Raw genomic sequence first — 15,447 nt, forward strand, 5'->3', positions numbered from 1 at the left:
GGGCGGGTGGGTGTGTGGGTGGGGGGGGGGGGGGGGCGGTCGGGGGTGGGTCTGTGCTCGTGGGTGTGGGGGGGGGGGGGGGGGGGCGCCGGGGGGGGGGGGGGCGGCCCCCCACGGGACAGGCAGCAGAGGGGCGCTGGGGCTTTACCCCGGCGAGGAGCATCCTGGTCAGTGCGGTTTACCGTCTGTTGGTGGCCGAACGGCCCGGCTTCACGTCAGGTGGCGGGTGAAGAACTGGGCTGCGGCGTCCCCCGCGAACTGCGGGACGCCGGTGTGCCCGCCCATATTGGCGTGCAGGGATTTTTCCTTGGAGCCGAAGGCGTCGAACAGGTCGAGGGCTGCCTGTCGGTCGTTGCCTTCGTCGTCCCACTGCAGCAGGACGTGCAGCGGAATGGTGACTTGGCGGGCCTCCTCGACGATGGCGCGAGGCACGAAACTCCCGGCGAAGAGAGTGGCGGCCACGATGCGCGGCTCGATTGCCGCAAGGCGGACGCCGATGGAGATCACTCCGCCCGAGTACCCGACCGGGCCGCCGATCTCGGGGAGCAAGAGGAGGGCGTCCAGGGCGGCCTGCCATTCCGGGACCGCCTTTTCGACGAGCGGGAGGATGAGGGCGTCGATGATTTCGTCGCCGACCGGCTCGTCGGCTTCCATGGCCCTGCGCAGGTGGGCGCGGGCTTGGTCGGCCGCGGCCCAACGGGGCCGGTCACCGCTGCCGGGGAGCTCGATGGTGGCAGCGGCGAAGCCGTCCGCCGCAGCCTGCCGGGCTCGCCCCGCCAGCCGGGGGTACATCTTGCGCAGTCCGAGCGGGGGGTGGCCGAGCAGGATCAGCGGCACCGGTGCGGAGGCAGAGGCGGATGCGGGCGTCCACAGGATGCCGGGGATCTCGCCGAGGGTGAATTCGCGCTCGAGGACACCGTCGTCGAGGCGCTGCTCAGAAGTGAAATGCATGGTCGTGCCTTTCGGGAGTGCACTGAATGGCGCTCCCGGACGACGACCTATCGCCCGACCGTGACCCCGGAGGGGAGCACCCATGTTGATACTGCGTTCACGGGTACCACCTCCTCAATCTCTCGCACGGCTTGCGGAAACGTAGCAAGGGTCGGGGTGGTACGCCAAACGGGTTCGTGCGCGAGGTCCGTGGCCAATGCCGAGGAGTCTCAACACCGCGCAGAACTCTTTGGGGCCTCGTCGCGGTTTGTCGGGGTGAGGCCCTGCGACGGCGGGGCGTGCCGGGGTGGCGATGGCGTTTCTCATGAACCGCGCGCACGAGGTGCCGTCGACGCCTGCCCATCTCATGTACCGGTGCTGTCGGTTCTCGTTCACATAGCCAGTCCGCCAGAGCGGGATGGCCAAGTCGTCAACATCGCGGGCGGCAGCGCCGTTGAAGGTGGCGTCCCGTATGGGGTGTCGCGGCCCGGCACGTGGCCGGGGTTGGCTCGTGATCAAAGAGGCGGGGCGGATCGATGACCTTGTTGTGCGCGCTGTTGAGCGGCATGGCGGTTGCCGGCGGGTTGATCGGCGTCGTGGTTGGTGTCGTAGGCACTGCCGCGCCGCGGCAGGCCCCGCTGCGACGGCACTGGCAGGCCCTGCGCAGCGCGAAGAACCGAAGCGAGGAAGCCCGGCTGCGGCAGCGGACCCTCATGGTTGCGGCCGTCGTGGTCTTCGTGGCCGTCTGGCTGGCTACGGGGAATTTCGTCGGCGGCCTGCTGCTGGGCGCGGCCGTCATCGGCGTTCCCTGGCTGATCAGTCCGGCGCAGGCGGCGCAGGAGCGCATCGGTGCGCTGGAGGGGCTCGGTGAGTGGACGCAGCGGCTGGCCGGTCTGCTCCGGCTGGGCATGGGGCTGGAGCAGGCGATGATGACCAGCCGCCAGGGAGCGCCGGAGGAACTCGCTTCGCAGATCGTCAACCTGTCCGACCGGCTGCGTCTGGGGTGGCGGCCGGAGGCGGCGCTGCGGGCGTTCGCCGATGAACTGGACGATGTCACCGCGGACAAGGTGGTGGCCGCGCTCATTTTGTCAGCGGGTGACCGGGGCCCGGGTCTGGCGCAGGCGCTGGAGGACCTGTCCGGCACGGTTCGTGAGGAGGTCGCGAAGAAGCGGGCCATCGAGGCGGACCGGGCCAAGCCGCGGACCACGGTGCGATGGATGACGGTCATCACGGTGGGTGTGGTCGTCGCCGGGTTCTTCGTCCCGTCGTACACCAGGCCGTACTCCACCCTGCTCGGGCAACTGGTCCTGGCGTTCCTGACGGCCGGCTTCATCGGGGTGCTCGCGCTGATGCGGCAGCTGGGCCACTTCCGCCGCATCCCGCGCTTCCTGGTCACCGACCCAGCCAGCACCGTCCGGCTTCCCACTGCTGCACCGGGGCCGGCCGATCCGCTCGAGCCGGGCCAACTGCCTGAAGGAGTCACGCCGTGAATCTGTTTCCCGTGGTGGCATCCGGAGGCACGGTGGGCGCTGGCCTGGCGCTGCTGGTGCGTGAACTCCTGCGCCCCCAGCCTGCTCTGGCGCCCGCTCTCGCACGCAGTGCCCCAGCGTCCTTGACCATGCCCGAGCCTGATCTGGACCGGGACGAGGTGTGGGGGCGGTGGTTGCTGGCCCGTCTGCATCGGCTGCCGGGCGTGCGGGTGCCTGCCATCAACCTGGCGCTGCTCGGGCAGGGCTCGGGCCAGTTCATGCTCAAGAAGGTGGCCTTCGCGGGCCTGGGGCTGCTGGGCCCGGTGATCGCGACGATTCCGTGGGTCATCGCCGGGGTGGGTCTGCCGTTCTATGTGCCTGCCGGTATCGGCCTGCTGGTTGCGGGGCTGCTGTTCATCACTCCGGACCTTGCGGTGCGCGACCAGGCCAGGCGGGCACGCGAGGAGTTCGCGCACGCCCTGTCCGCCTACCTGGATCTGGTCGCATTGAAACGGGCCGCCGACGCTGGCCCGGCCGAAGCCCTGGAGAGGGCTGCCGCGGTCGGCCGCGGCTGGCCGTTCCTGTTCTTGCAGGGCGCGTTGCGCCGGGCCCGGCTGGAGAAGATCCCGCCGTATCAGGCGCTCACCGAGCTCGCGGCGGAGTATGAGCTGCCGGTCCTGGGCGATGTCGCGGACATCATGCGGGGCTCGGCGACCGACGGGGCCGCCGTCTACAAGGCGCTGCGTGCCCGCACGGCCGCGCTGAATGCCGAACTGCTCGCTGGTCAGGCGGCGGAGGCGAACGCTGCCAGCGAGAAGATGACCGCCCCGGGCGCCCTGCTCGCCGTTCTGGTGATGCTGCTGATGGCGTTCCCCGCGGTGATCCGCATGTTGACCGTCTGAGAAGACCACTTCGACTTATCTCAACGCCCAAGGGAGGCACAGAACATGAGGTACACCGCAGCCCGTACCTATCGTGCGGCCGGTTGGCTGACCGCACGCCTGCAGCAGGGCTTGGACGATGCCCGGCGCCGACCGGACCGCGGGGACATCAGCACCACAACCGTGATCATCTGGGTGGCTGCGGTCACCGGCGCCGTGCTGATCGCCGGAACCATCGCCGTGGTGATCTCCAAGTACAACGGCAAGCTCTCCGGCTTGTGATGTCCCCCTCCCAGACAGTGAACGGCTGGTGGCAGGGGCGGCGTTGGAGCAATGACCGCGGTGACACATCGATCCAGATGGCGATCGTCTTCCCTCTCGTGCTGCTCGCCACGATCGCGGTCATCCAGGCGTCCCTGTGGTACTACGCCCGGCAGATCGCTGTGACCGCCGCCCGCGAGGGGGCCACCGCGGCCCGCACCTACCAAGCGAGCCCCGGCGACGGTGTGGCCCGGGCCCGGGACGTGCTGGAGCGGACCGCGGGCGACAGCCTCAGCGGCTACAGCGTGCGCGCGAGCAGCGACGGCCAGCGGGTGCGGATCGAGGTGGCGGGTACCGCCCTGTCGATGATTCCGGGTGTGGCCGGCCTGCAGGTGCGCCAGTCGGCGTCCGGAGCGGTGGAGCAGTGGACGGTCCCGGGGCGATGAGCGGTAGGCGAAGGCGAGCGGCGGGTGATGCGGGCAGTGCCGCGATCGAGGCTGCCATCGTCGTCCCGTCACTGATCATGTTCCTGTGTCTGGCGATCGCCGGCGGGCGGATCGTCATCTCCGGGGCGAAGATCGATGCCGCTGCCGAGGACGCGGCGCGGGAGGCATCCATCCACCGCACCGCAGCCTCCGCACAGGCCGCTGCCCGTACGGCGGCCGCCGAGTCCCTGGCCGACCAGGGCATCGCCTGCGCCTCCACCACCGTCCACGTCAACACGGGCGGCCTCGGCGTGCCGGTCGGCCAGGTCGGGACCGTCACGGTGAGTGTGACCTGCACCGTCAGGCTGTCCGATCTCTTGTTACCGGGAGCTCCCGGGGTTCGGACACTGACGTCCACGGCAACGTCCGTCGTCGACATGTACCGGCAGAGGGATCTTGGGGCCGCGGCGTCTGAGATGTCCTGGGGTTCGAGCCGGCATAGGGGCGGTGGGCTGTGAGCGCGCGAGGATGTCTGGTGTCACGTCTCGTGCGTCGAGCGTGCTCGGGCTCTTGCCCGGCAGGTTGCCCGCGCCGTGCGCCAGACCGTCTCGAATTCGGCGGCAGTCAACTCCTGTGGCTCGTGTGCTTCCCATTCCTGCACCGGCACTTCGGCCGTGGCGCCGAATGCCGCTTCGTAGTCGGCGAGGGTGCCGGCCTGCTGGGCTGCTTCCCATTCGGCCAAGGAGGCTGCGGCGACGGGCCTTTGGAGAGGTCCTTGGAGTTCGGCCTGGCGGGTGACCCGTCCTTCGTCATCGACCTCGCAGTAGAACCAGGTGTCTTCCTCGGCCCAGTGGCTGCGGAACCAGCGCGTCATGACGTCATTGTCCGCGGCTTTGCGGGGGATCATCGTCACTTGTCAGCCGTGCCGATGGATTGTGTTGACGGCCGCCCGGGTGCAAGGGCCCAGTTCGCTGTTGTCCGGGCACAGGGCGCAGTGGCCTGCGGTGCGGCTGGTGAGCACGGCCGTGAGGTTGCGGGGACACGTTGGCCTGCCCCTCAGCGAGCCGGATCCTGGCCACGCCGCTGGGGTGGCTCTCTGCGGAAGGCACATGCTGATGACCGCGGTGGCGTCACGGTGTTCGTTGCGGTGTGCGTGATCGCGTTGATCGGCATCATCGGCATCGCCGTCGACGGCGGGGCCAAGATGGCCGCCACCGAGCGCGCCGACTACGTGGCGGGTGAGGCCGCCCGGTCCGGCGGACAGGCCATCGACCCGGCCCAGGCCGTCACCGGCAAGGCGATCACCGTGGACCCGCAGGATGCGGCTGCTGCCGCCCAGGCCTACCTGCGCTCCGTCGGCGCCGCCGGCACCGTCACCGTGTCCGCAGACGGCAAGAGCGTCACCGTCACCGTGAACGGCTCCAGCGACACGGCGTTCCTGTCGGCCGTCGGAATCGGCTCACTGCCGGTGACCGGCCATGCCAGCGCCACTCTCCTGCACGGCGTCACCGCACCCGAAGGAAACTGATGCCTGCCACCTCCACTCCCACCCGGCCGGCCGGCGGCGTCCCGGCCCGTGTGGGCAAGGCCGTGCTCAGCCTGCTCGTTCTGACCACTATGGTCGGCGCTCTGCCGCTGCTGCTGGCCTGGGCCACTCCCGTCATCTGGGCGGCCGGCCACGACGACCTGGCGCACCTCTTGGACCGGCAGGACACCGGAGGCGTGTTCCTGCTCGTACTGGTCACCATCGGCTGGATCGGGTGGGCGCAGTTCACCTTCTGCACGGTGCGGGAGCTGGTCGCACAGCTGCGGGGCCGCCGGTGGCACGCCCCGCGCGGGCTGGGCGCCTCGCAGCGTGCCGCGGCGCTCTTGATCGGCAGCATTCTGGTCCTGCTGCCCGCCAGTTCGGCCCTGGCCTCCGATGCGCAGGCCGCGACAACGACCGCCGGTGCCACCCTCACCCCCGGCCAAGCCTCCCCCGGCCCGACAACCTCGCAAGCAGGCCAGGACGTGCAGGCTGCTGCCGCAGGCGGGAGTTCGTCGTACACGGTGCGCGAGAGCCAGCCGGCGGAAAGCCTGTGGAGCATCGCGGAACGGGAGTTGGGCGGCGGCGAACGATGGAGGGAAATCGCCGACCTCAACGAGGGACACACCATGCTCGGCGGGCACGTCTTCACATCCAGCAGCTTCCTGCAGCCGGGCTGGAAGCTGGCCATGCCGGAGCAGTCAGAGCGCCAAGGCCTGCAGGCGCAGACCGAGGGACGCGGGGCCGTGAGCGTCGAGAAGGGCGAGCACGTCGTCACGGTCCACTCCGGTGACTCCCTCTCGGCGATCGCCGAAGCCGAGCTCGACAACGGCACCGCGTGGCCCCGCCTGTTCAAAGGCAGCCGCGGCAAGCCACAGCCGGACGGACTGCCGGCCATCACGGATCCCGACCTGATCTATCCCGGGCAACAGGTCACCGTGCCCGGTACCCGCCCTCGCCCCAGCGGCCCGTCAACGGACCGCCCGGGCAGCGATCACACCGGCAGCAAGCCGCCCACCGGCACAGGTCAGGACGGCGACGACGCTCCGTCCGCGACACCGGGCCACAGCGCCCCACCCACAACCGCGCCCGAGACCGACTCGTCCGCCCCGAGCACACCGCCGCCCAGCAGCGCCATCCCTGAACAGCCGGCACCACCCTCCGCGTCACCCGACACCACTGAATCAGCCCCGGGCAGTGGCGTGTTGAATCTGCGTACCGTTCTCGGAGCCGGTGCGCTGCTGGCGGCCGCCGTCACCGCAGCCCTCGCGCTGCGCAGGACGCTGCAGCGCAGGCGCCGCAACCCGGGCGAGACGATCGCCATCGCGCAGGAGACCGCGCCCGCCGAGGCGCAACTTGCGGCGGCCGCTGAACCTTTGGGCACGGTCCGCCTGGACGTGGTGCTGCGCACGATGGCCCACAGTGCGAACCGGGATGGCCAGGAGGTGCCTGCGCTGCGGGGAGCACGGCTCGATGCCCGCACGGTGCACGTGCTGCCCGATGACCTCGCAGCTGCGCCACAGGCCCCGTTCACCACGGGAGCAGCCGGATGGTGGCAACTCGATACCGACGCCGAACTTCTGGCCGAGGACGAGGCCCGCACGGTTCCCGCTCCGTGCCCGGCCCTGGTTACGTTGGGCAACAGCGATTCCGGTGACCTCGTCCTCGCCAATCTCGCCCGGCTGCCCGCCCTGCTGCTGGACGGAGACCCGGTGCACGTCAATGAGGTGTGCACGTCGCTGGCCCTGGAACTGGGCATGAGTCCGTGGGCCCAGGATGTCGAGATCGTGGCCGTCGGATTCGGCGAGGACCTGCCGACCCTGCTGCCGAACTCCCGGATCGCGCACATGCGCCAGGCGGCGCACGCCCTGCGCGATCTGACCGAGCGGCTGCTGGAGGTCCACCAGATGCCCGAGACCGCCCACCACCCGTATGTGGTGCTCTGTGCGAGCGCCCTGGACGACGACACGGCCTGGCAGTTCGCCGACATTCTCGGCATGAACCTGCCCATCCCCGTCACGCTGATCGCCCCGGCCGGCACCACTGCAGGCCACTTTCCCGAGGCGGACAGCCTCGCCGTCTCCGCGCAGACACCGCAGCGCTTCGACCCGCTCGGCACCGACATCCTGGTGCAGCGCCTGGAACACGCCGCCTACCAGCAGATCATCACCGCTCTCGCGGTCTCCGCTCAGCCCGCCGACCAGGCACAGGGCGCCTGGCAGCACGTCCCCGGCGAACCCGACCTCAAAAAGCAGACCGCAGCTGACGGGCACAAGGAACCGTCCGGCGACAACAGCGTGGCCTTCTCAACGAGGCGGAACGGCTCGGCACCGGCCGGCTCGGACGCGGACGATGCCGTGTTCCCGGCGCTGCTGCAGGCTTCCGCCGATCCCGCTGCCCTGACCCTGCTGCCCCCACGGTCCACCGCTCCCACCAGCGTCACAACCCGGCAGGGGGACAACGGAGAGAGCGGGGGCGAGCGAGACACCAACGCGACTGGGACACAACCCCACGCCCCGGCGCCAGCCGCAGGCACGGACGGTGGAGAGGCCGTGCATAGTCCTTCCGGGCCGGAGATCCGGGTGCTGGGGCCGGTGGAAGTGGACGGGGTCGCCCACACCGGCCACGGACCGCGCTCCGCCCAGCTCGCCGCCCTGCTCTACTTCCGGCCCGCCCGCACAGCCGACGTGCTGTGCGCCGACATGGACCCCGTCAGCCCCTGGTCACCCGCCACCCTCAACGCCCGCCTCCAGGGCCTGCGGCGGGCGCTGGGCAACGACCCGAACGGCGACCCGTACGTGCCGCGCCGCCACAACGGCGACACCCCCTACCGACTGGCCGGCGGTATGCGCTGCGACTGGACCCGTTTCCTCCAGCTTGCCGAACGCGCACTCCCCCACGGGCCAGAGGGACTGCCCGATTTGGAGAAGGCCTTGTCCCTCGTGCGCGGCCGGCCCTTCGGTACACGGGCACCGGCATGGGCACAGCCGTACCAGCAGGAAATGATCACCCGGATCGTCGACGTCGCCCACACGGTGGCCACTCTGCGCACCGCGAAAGGCCCGTATCGCGATCTCGGTGCCGCGCGGACAGCCATCGCGACGGGGCTCGATGTCGACGAGACGGCAGAACTGCTCTACCGGGACCTGATGGTCCTCGAATCGGCGGCCGGGAACCGGGGCGGCCTGCACACCGCCATCGCCCGCATCCAACAGGTCAACGCGGCCCTCGACTGCTGCCTGGAGACCGAAACAGAGCAGCTCATCAACGATCTCCTGCACCGCAGGAACGAAGAGGAGTCGGCCTTATGACTGCGGCCGCCGGGAAGGACCGGCAGCGTAGGAGCACGGGAACGGTCTCCCCTATCAGGCTCGGCCGGCCGCACAAACTCCTGATCGGCGTGGTCGTCGCCGGTGCGCTCATCATCGCCGGAATCGGCTTCGCCGGTTCGTACGCGGCGGTCCGTGAGCTGGCGCTCCAGAAGGGGTTCGGGAACTTCAGTTACGTCTTCCCGATCGGCATCGACGCGGGTATCGGCGTCCTGCTCGCCCTCGACCTGCTGCTGACCTGGATCCGCATACCGTTCCCGATGCTGCGCCAGACGGCCTGGCTGCTGACGATGGCGACGATCGCGTTCAACGGCGCCGCGGCCTGGCCGGACCCGCTGGGCGTGGGCATGCACGCGGTCATCCCGGTGCTGTTCGTGGTCTCGGTCGAGGCGGCCCGCCACGCGATCGGCCGCATAGCCGACATCACGGCCGACAAGCACATGGAAGGAGTCCGACCCGCCCGCTGGCTGCTCTCCCCCATCCCCACCTTCCTGCTCTGGCGCCGGATGAAGCTGTGGGAGCTTCGCTCCTACGAGCACGTCATCAAGCTGGAGCAGGACCGTCTGGTCTACCAGGCCCGTCTGCACTCCCGCTTCGGCCGTGCCTGGCGCCGCAAGGCCCCGGTCGAGTCGCTGATGCCGCTGCGACTGGCCCGCTACGGCGTCCCCCTCGCGGAGACGGCCCCCGCCGGTCTCGCCGCGGCTGGCATCGACGAGTTCACGGACGACAAGATTCCGAACGCGGTCGCCCTGCCTCACTACGTCTTCGCGCGCGACAGCACTATTACTGCAGCTGGTGAACTCCCCGCCGCAGAGGACGTACGGGCCGCGGCAAGTACCCAGCCTGACGACTTCAGCGATGGAGAGCCAGCCGTCGGCGAAACGTCGGCAGACGCCACCCATCCCAAAGACGGCTTAGATCACGGCCGCGTCCCGGCAGCACCCCCAGACGCGAGAGCGCACCCAGCCAAGGGAGCGCGCAACAGGCGAGTGAACGCGGACATCGAAGAACAGCAGGAGCCAGAGACGAGAAGTGACCGTGGTCTCTCCGTGGTTGACCGGTACTACCTCGCCTGGAGGAACTACCAGGGCCTGCACGGCGAACAGCCCTCCGGCAAGGAGCTCTCCGCGCACCTCGCCAGCGAGGGCATAACAGGCCGCGGCGGCAGCCCCGTCAGCCCCTCCACGCTGCGCCGGTACTTCCTCCACTTCCGCATCTACCAGATCTGGGCAGATCACCGGTTCGAGAGCACCGATCCCTCACCGCACGCTGTGGCTCAGATCTGCGCCGATCGGGGAATCACCGCTCAATACAACCGACCCATTACTGGCGAGGACATCGCCAAGCAGGCCGACGACTTCGAGCGCCGCTGGCGCGCCATCGCCCGTTCCGGCGACATGTAGTCCGGCCACGTCAAAGCCTGCTTCCCAGCTGACGGGCTGCGTTAGATCGACCGGGATCGAGAGCAGAGCCTGTGCGGGGCCGTCCGGATCACCTACCGCGGAGGTCCCGGCTTGCGATGCCTGCCCTTTCCGCTGCCGAGGAGCTTGGGTGCCAGGCCTTTGGGCGGCTCCGGGTCTTCACTAGCGCCCGGGTACAGGACGTGCTTCGCTTCGGTTCAAGTTCGCCACGAAACCGTAAGGCTCCCAGGAGTGTCCATTCCACCGTTCGATGGCGCGCGGTGCGTCGGGATTCACGTGAGCGCCACCAGGGCCCTGGCCGGGTATGCAGCCGTCCCGATGGTCGCGGACCGCGACGGCCGCCGTCGGCCAGGCGTCCAGAGCGGTGGCCGAGTCGGCGTAGGCCGCAAAGGCGCGGCCCGGGTCGCAGAGTGCGGCCGCTTCCCCGTCCCCGTCGCGGTCAAGGTGTTATAGCGCGGCAGCCGAGCCGTAGCCGAGCGCCTCGCGATGTCGACGACGGTGACCGGGTCCTGCGAGCCGCGGCCCGCATTGGAGACTGGCACGTTCCCCGCACACCCCTCCCTCGGCTCCAACAGCCGTGCCATGATGATGAGTTATGACTGAGGGGGAGGATGTGCCCACCCGTGCGATCCGGGTCCGGCTGGACGCCACCGCGAATCAGAGCGACATCGGCGCTCTGAAGAAGTGGCTGGAGCGAGAGAAGCCGCTGGAGGACCTGGTCCGAAACGGGGATCTGCGGATCCAGGAGAGCGCCGGAACCGACGAGCAGGGCGCAGACGAACACGGCACGCCCATGGGCGCCGGCATCGAGATCCTCATGCTGCTCTCCGGGGCGGCCGCGCAGACCTTGTTCGACACTGTGCTGAGGCAGGTGGGAAGAGGCGTCAAAGCCTGGTACGAAAACCGCCGTTCCGTGGAGAGCGGCGATCCGCCCGACTACGACGTCGACCCGGTGAACCTCGACGAGACGTAGACCGGTGCTTCGCTTCGACCCGCGTGGAGAGGTGAACCGGGCACTGCTGATCGGCGTGTCCGCGTACGACTCCACGCGGCCGAACGACCCGCACGGAGTCCCCGGCGCCCTCGCTGCCGTGGCATACAACCTCCCTGTCCTGGAGGAGGCGTTGCTGCACAGCGGCGTCTTCCGCAAGGGAGAGATCGTCGTCTCCCGGTCGCCGTACCTGGACTCGTTCAGCGAGTCGCTGCGCACTGCCGCCGACGAGGCCGAAGGACTGCTCCTCTTCTATTTCGCGGGTCACGGGGCCGTGCCCAGCGCGGGCGACGAACTCTGGCTGCAGATGCGAAACGCGCGCGTCGTACCGGGCAGCCGAGCTGTCTTCCCGGGCGCCGACCCCTTTTCCAGCGTGCTGACCGTGCTCGCCACCAGCCGGGCCCGGCACGTAGTCATCGTCCTCGACTGCTGCAACGCGGGCAACGCCGCCCAGGTGTGTGAGGCGCTCGCCGACCGGCGTCGCTTCTCCGTGCTGATGAGCGTGCAGGCGAACAACCGGATCGACACGGGCAACGACAGGACGCCCACGCCGTTCACGGCCCGGCTTGCGCGGCTGCTGGAAGAGGGCATCGACAAGCGGGACACCGACTTGTCGTTCCACGATCTGTCGGAGGCTCTCAAAGCACACATGCGCACCCACCACCGGACCCTGCGCAACGAGCCGTGGGAGCCGCAGCGTTGGGGCGACACCGACCTCCTCCTCGCCGGCCCCTCCCGCGGGGAACCGACCGCTCCCTCGGCTACGGTCCCGCAGCCTGCGCCGGCTTGCGTGACACCGCCGCGGGATGCCTCGAAGACGGCAGCCGACAGGTCTGCGGAGTCTGGCGGCGACCGGGATCAGTGGTCCGGTTCGCCACAGCCCGGGCGGCCTCGGCAACCAGACCAACCGGCGGAGGTGAGCGGAGGCACCGGTGGACTGCCCTGGTGGCACAACCTGTTCACCCGGCTTCGTTCCTGGGCCCTGGCCGCGCCGGCGGCCGCCGCCCGGGTGCTGATGTGGCTGCGGTGCAAGCCCGGCCACGCGGCGGTCGCCGCGGCCCTCGTCACAGCCGCGGGCATCGGCGGCTACCTGGCCCTGGCCGGCACCGGCTCCGACCAGTCGCCCTGCGGCCCGCCCCTCGAACTGCGGCTGCTCACCGATCCTGACATCGAATCCACCGTGCGCAAGGCCGCGGACGCTTACCTGACGTCCACACCGAACACCACACCCTTTGGCTGCCGGCGCAGCGGCATCACGGTGTACAGCGCGGGATCGGCACAGGCCGTGGCGGGCTTCCACGACCAGTCCGACCCCTGGCAGCGCCCTGTCAGCGACGACCTCGACCCCCAGCGCGACATCGGCCCGCAGCCGGACATCTGGATTCCGGCCTCCTCCGGGAGCGTGGCCCGGGCACAACCGGTGGAGCCGCCCCGCAAGTACCTGGCGCTGGAACCTGGCAGCCCATTCGCCTATTCCCCGATGGTGCTGTCCGTGCCGCAGAACATCGCCGAGGCCTCGGTGGTCGACCGGACGGGAAATCCGCTCACCACACTCAGGGAGCTTCTCACCCGACAGCGGAAAGGCGCCGACGTGCGGCGCCCGGACCCCGAGTACACGGATTCCGCGCTGCTGGCGACCATCGGCCTGTACGGCACCGGCACGAGCGGGGTGAGTGAAGCCGAAGCAAGCGTGGCGCAGTTGGGACCGCCCTCGCTCACGGGCTCCGATCTGCTGTGCACGCTGCCGGACGACAGCAGGACCGACAGCCGCACCGCCGCTCTCGTCCCCGAGTTCCTGATGGTCAGCGGTGTCGACTGCGACCGCACGACGCGCAGCCGGCGGATGGCCGAGTACCCCACGGACGTGCCGGCCCTCGACCCCACCTTCGTCCGCGTGCGCTGGCAGGACGCCGACCGCGACCGGGCGGCTCGCGACGAGGCCGTCCAACGCTTCCAGGTCTGGCTCACTCGAGGCGGCGGCACGACCGGGAAGCCCGCCGGCGGTCTGGACATCTTCGGCGAAGACGGCTTCCGCAGGGTTTCAGGCGCTCATGACTTCCTTGCCACGCCCGAAACAGACACCGGGACCCTCGCCCACCCCGGACGGCTGCCCGGCCCCGCCGATGCCCACACGATGGCCTCAGCCCTGCGGAACTACCGGAACGCCAACGGCCCCGGCCAGGTTCTGTTCCTGCTCGACAGCTCCGGTTCGATGGGTGATCTCTGGGAGGGGCCGGGAGGTGCCCCCGGCATCCTCAAACAGTCGCTCGCAGGCCTCGGCGACCAGGACGAGTACGGCGTCTGGTCCGTGACCTCAGGCGACGGCCGAACGTCGGGCGTGCTGCTGCCCTTCGGCCGCCACCGGCGGGCGGACGCCGAGAAGACGATCGACGAGAAGGCAGCGGTCCGCGACGCCGAATCCGACCCGGACGGCACGCTGAGGGCCGCCCTGAAGTTCATGGCCGGGCGGAGCAAGGACGACGAGCACCCTCAGCTGATCGTGTACATCACCGACGACGAGGACAACAATCATTTCACCGGCAAAGGACTGGATGTTCTCTCCGACTCGGTGAAGAGAACGGGGATTCCGGTGCTCATGGCAGCCCTGGACAGCGGCGGTTGCGACCGAGGCAAGCCGGACGCGCGCATCTCCGAAGCGAGCGGCGGACGCTGCCTGGACACCAAGGGCGACCTCGTAGCGGGCCTGCGGGACGAGGTTGCCCGAACCGGAACGGGGGACGAGTGATGCGATCGCGGACACCGGCCCTGCGTTGGGTACTGGCCGTGCTGCTCACGGCGTGCACCGCCTGCACCGGCGACAGCGCCCCCGCGTCGTCCGGTACCACGGCCGTTCCCGACAGCTCCGGGGACATCGTCGTGGCCAGCGGGCGGGACGTCACGGGCAAGGGCGGCGTCCGCCAACAGCTCATCGATACGTGGAACGCGCGACAGGACCGGCTGCGCACGGGCCGCCACGCCCGCCTCGTGGAACTTCCGGGCTCGGCGGACCAACAGCGCAGCCAGCTCCTCGGGGGGCTGCAGTCCGACAGCGCGCAGTACGACGTCATCAACCTCGACGTCACATGGGTACCGGAGTTCGCCGAGGCGGGGCTGATCCGCCCGCTGCCCACAGGCATGGTGGACGCGGACGTCATCCCGTCGGTGGCCGCCACCGCCCGGTGGAACGGCGAGGTCTACGCGATCCCGTTCAACAGCGATGTCGGGCTGCTCTACTACCGCACCGACTACCTGAAGAAGGCGGGAGTCCAGAACACCGACCTGAGCAAGGGCCTGGACTGGGCGAAGCTGAAGGAGCTGATCGACACGCTCGACGAGTCGAGCGGCAAGGACAGGCCGAGAGGCTACGAGAAGGGCTGGACCGCACAGTTCGGCGCGTACGAGGGCCGCACGGTCAACGGTGTGGAAGCATTCGCGTCCGCCCAGGACGCCGTCACCCTCACCGACGACCAGGGCCGCTACACCGCCTCGGTGCAGGGCCTGGAGAACGGCCTCGCCGAACTACGCGGCCGCACCCAAGGCCCGTACCTCCTCAAGGACGCCCTCCACTCCGACGAGGACGAGTCGCTCACCGACTTCACGAACGGCCGGACGGCGTTCCTGCGCCACTGGCCGTACGCCTACCGCACCCTGCATCAGTCCCTGGGCGGCACGCAGCTGGGCGTGGCGCCGCTGCCCGGCAAGGCGGTACTCGGCGGGCAGAACCTCGCGCTGACCCGGTCGTCCGGGCAGCAGCCCGGGGCGCGTGACCTGATCGGGTTCCTGACCAGCGCAGAGAGCGAACGGTGTCTGCTCGACGCGGGGTTCGCCGCCACACGCACGTCCGCCTACCTGAACGACGACGTCACCTGCCGCTCCGAGACGCCCTCCGCGGCCGCGAGCGCCACCGCATCCCCCTCGCCGGCGGGCGAGAGCACCGACCGGATGCCACGCGACACCCGCGGACGGCCCCGGTACGCCCCTGACATCCTTCTCCCGGCACTCACCGACGCCGTGTCCCGACCGCGCACCCCGCTCTACGGAGCGTTCACCCAGACCTTCGCCACCGAGCTCGGCAAGCTCTTCACCAACGACCCGCCGAGCGACAGCGAACTGGCAAAGGATCTAGACAAGTCACTCCGCCATGTCCTGCCCGCCAGCTGAGCCCCGCACTGAAGCTTCCCGTTGATCGTGGACACCTGAAGACTTCGACTTGAG

General features: G+C 69.9%; 14 protein-coding genes. 11 read left to right on the plus strand and 3 right to left on the minus strand.

Going from position 1 to position 15,447, the window contains the following annotated elements; genetic code table 11:
- Positions 1-210: 210 nt before the first annotated feature.
- On the minus strand, positions 211-951 hold the full coding sequence (locus ACFXGX_RS18320) for an alpha/beta hydrolase (protein ID WP_384791792.1): 741 nt from the start codon (positions 949-951) through the stop codon (positions 211-213).
- A 515-nt stretch (positions 952-1,466) separates the two neighbouring features.
- Here ACFXGX_RS18320 and ACFXGX_RS18325 point away from each other — a divergent pair.
- From ACFXGX_RS18325 to ACFXGX_RS18345, 5 genes are read left to right on the plus strand one after another with little or no spacing between them, the layout of a single operon-like run.
- Complete coding sequence (locus ACFXGX_RS18325; RefSeq protein WP_384791795.1) at positions 1,467-2,420, plus strand: type II secretion system F family protein; 954 nt, start codon at positions 1,467-1,469, stop codon at positions 2,418-2,420.
- Positions 2,417-3,301, plus strand: coding sequence for a type II secretion system F family protein (locus ACFXGX_RS18330; RefSeq protein WP_384791798.1), 885 nt, complete (start codon positions 2,417-2,419; stop codon positions 3,299-3,301). The genes ACFXGX_RS18325 and ACFXGX_RS18330 overlap by 4 nt, the downstream gene beginning before the upstream one ends.
- Positions 3,302-3,346: 45 nt before the next feature.
- Positions 3,347-3,562, plus strand: a complete 216-nt coding sequence (locus tag ACFXGX_RS18335) for a hypothetical protein (RefSeq protein WP_384791801.1) — start codon at positions 3,347-3,349, stop codon at positions 3,560-3,562.
- Positions 3,562-3,987 carry a TadE family protein gene (locus ACFXGX_RS18340; RefSeq protein WP_384791804.1) on the plus strand — a complete coding sequence of 142 codons (426 nt, stop codon included), beginning with the start codon at positions 3,562-3,564 and terminating at the stop codon, positions 3,985-3,987. Before ACFXGX_RS18335 ends, ACFXGX_RS18340 begins: the two co-directional genes overlap by 1 nt.
- Positions 3,984-4,484 carry a TadE/TadG family type IV pilus assembly protein gene (locus tag ACFXGX_RS18345; protein ID WP_384791807.1) on the plus strand — a complete coding sequence of 167 codons (501 nt, stop codon included), beginning with the start codon at positions 3,984-3,986 and terminating at the stop codon, positions 4,482-4,484. The genes ACFXGX_RS18340 and ACFXGX_RS18345 overlap by 4 nt, the downstream gene beginning before the upstream one ends.
- 20 nt (positions 4,485-4,504) lie before the next feature.
- On the opposite strand, the gene ACFXGX_RS18350 is transcribed toward ACFXGX_RS18345, so the two are convergent.
- Entirely contained in the window at positions 4,505-4,840 is a 336-nt protein-coding gene (locus tag ACFXGX_RS18350) for a hypothetical protein (RefSeq protein ID WP_384791810.1), read from the minus strand.
- A 261-nt stretch (positions 4,841-5,101) separates the two neighbouring features.
- Here ACFXGX_RS18350 and ACFXGX_RS18355 point away from each other — a divergent pair, with 261 nt between their 5' ends.
- From ACFXGX_RS18355 to ACFXGX_RS18365, 3 genes are read left to right on the plus strand one after another with little or no spacing between them, the layout of a single operon-like run.
- Positions 5,102-5,494 (plus strand): pilus assembly protein TadG-related protein, encoded by a 393-nt coding sequence (locus ACFXGX_RS18355; protein WP_384791813.1) that lies wholly within the window; start codon positions 5,102-5,104, stop codon positions 5,492-5,494.
- Complete coding sequence (locus ACFXGX_RS18360; protein WP_384791816.1) at positions 5,494-8,802, plus strand: hypothetical protein; 3,309 nt, start codon at positions 5,494-5,496, stop codon at positions 8,800-8,802. Before ACFXGX_RS18355 ends, ACFXGX_RS18360 begins: the two co-directional genes overlap by 1 nt.
- Complete coding sequence (locus ACFXGX_RS18365; RefSeq protein ID WP_384791820.1) at positions 8,799-10,223, plus strand: DUF2637 domain-containing protein; 1,425 nt, start codon at positions 8,799-8,801, stop codon at positions 10,221-10,223. The genes ACFXGX_RS18360 and ACFXGX_RS18365 overlap by 4 nt, the downstream gene beginning before the upstream one ends.
- 180 nt (positions 10,224-10,403) lie before the next feature.
- Here ACFXGX_RS18365 and ACFXGX_RS18370 read toward each other — a convergent pair whose 3' ends face one another.
- Positions 10,404-10,517, minus strand: a complete 114-nt coding sequence (locus ACFXGX_RS18370; protein ID WP_384791823.1) for a DUF6087 family protein — start codon at positions 10,515-10,517, stop codon at positions 10,404-10,406.
- Between the two features lie 319 nt (positions 10,518-10,836).
- On the opposite strand from ACFXGX_RS18370, the gene ACFXGX_RS18375 reads away from it, so the two are divergent.
- Genes ACFXGX_RS18375 through ACFXGX_RS18385 form a run of 3 tightly spaced genes read left to right on the plus strand, consistent with a single transcriptional unit; the run spans position 10,837 to position 15,393 of the window.
- Positions 10,837-11,214 (plus strand): hypothetical protein, encoded by a 378-nt coding sequence (locus ACFXGX_RS18375; protein ID WP_384791826.1) that lies wholly within the window; start codon positions 10,837-10,839, stop codon positions 11,212-11,214.
- A 31-nt stretch (positions 11,215-11,245) separates the two neighbouring features.
- Positions 11,246-13,978, plus strand: coding sequence for a VWA domain-containing protein (locus ACFXGX_RS18380; RefSeq protein WP_384791829.1), 2,733 nt, complete (start codon positions 11,246-11,248; stop codon positions 13,976-13,978).
- A complete protein-coding gene (locus ACFXGX_RS18385; protein ID WP_384791832.1) occupies positions 13,978-15,393 on the plus strand; it encodes an extracellular solute-binding protein in 1,416 nt (471 codons plus the stop codon). Before ACFXGX_RS18380 ends, ACFXGX_RS18385 begins: the two co-directional genes overlap by 1 nt.
- Positions 15,394-15,447 lie beyond the last annotated feature (54 nt).

It is taken from the genome of Streptomyces sp. NPDC059371 (genome assembly GCF_042751995.1).
Classification (GTDB): Bacteria; Actinomycetota; Actinomycetes; order Streptomycetales; family Streptomycetaceae; genus Streptomyces.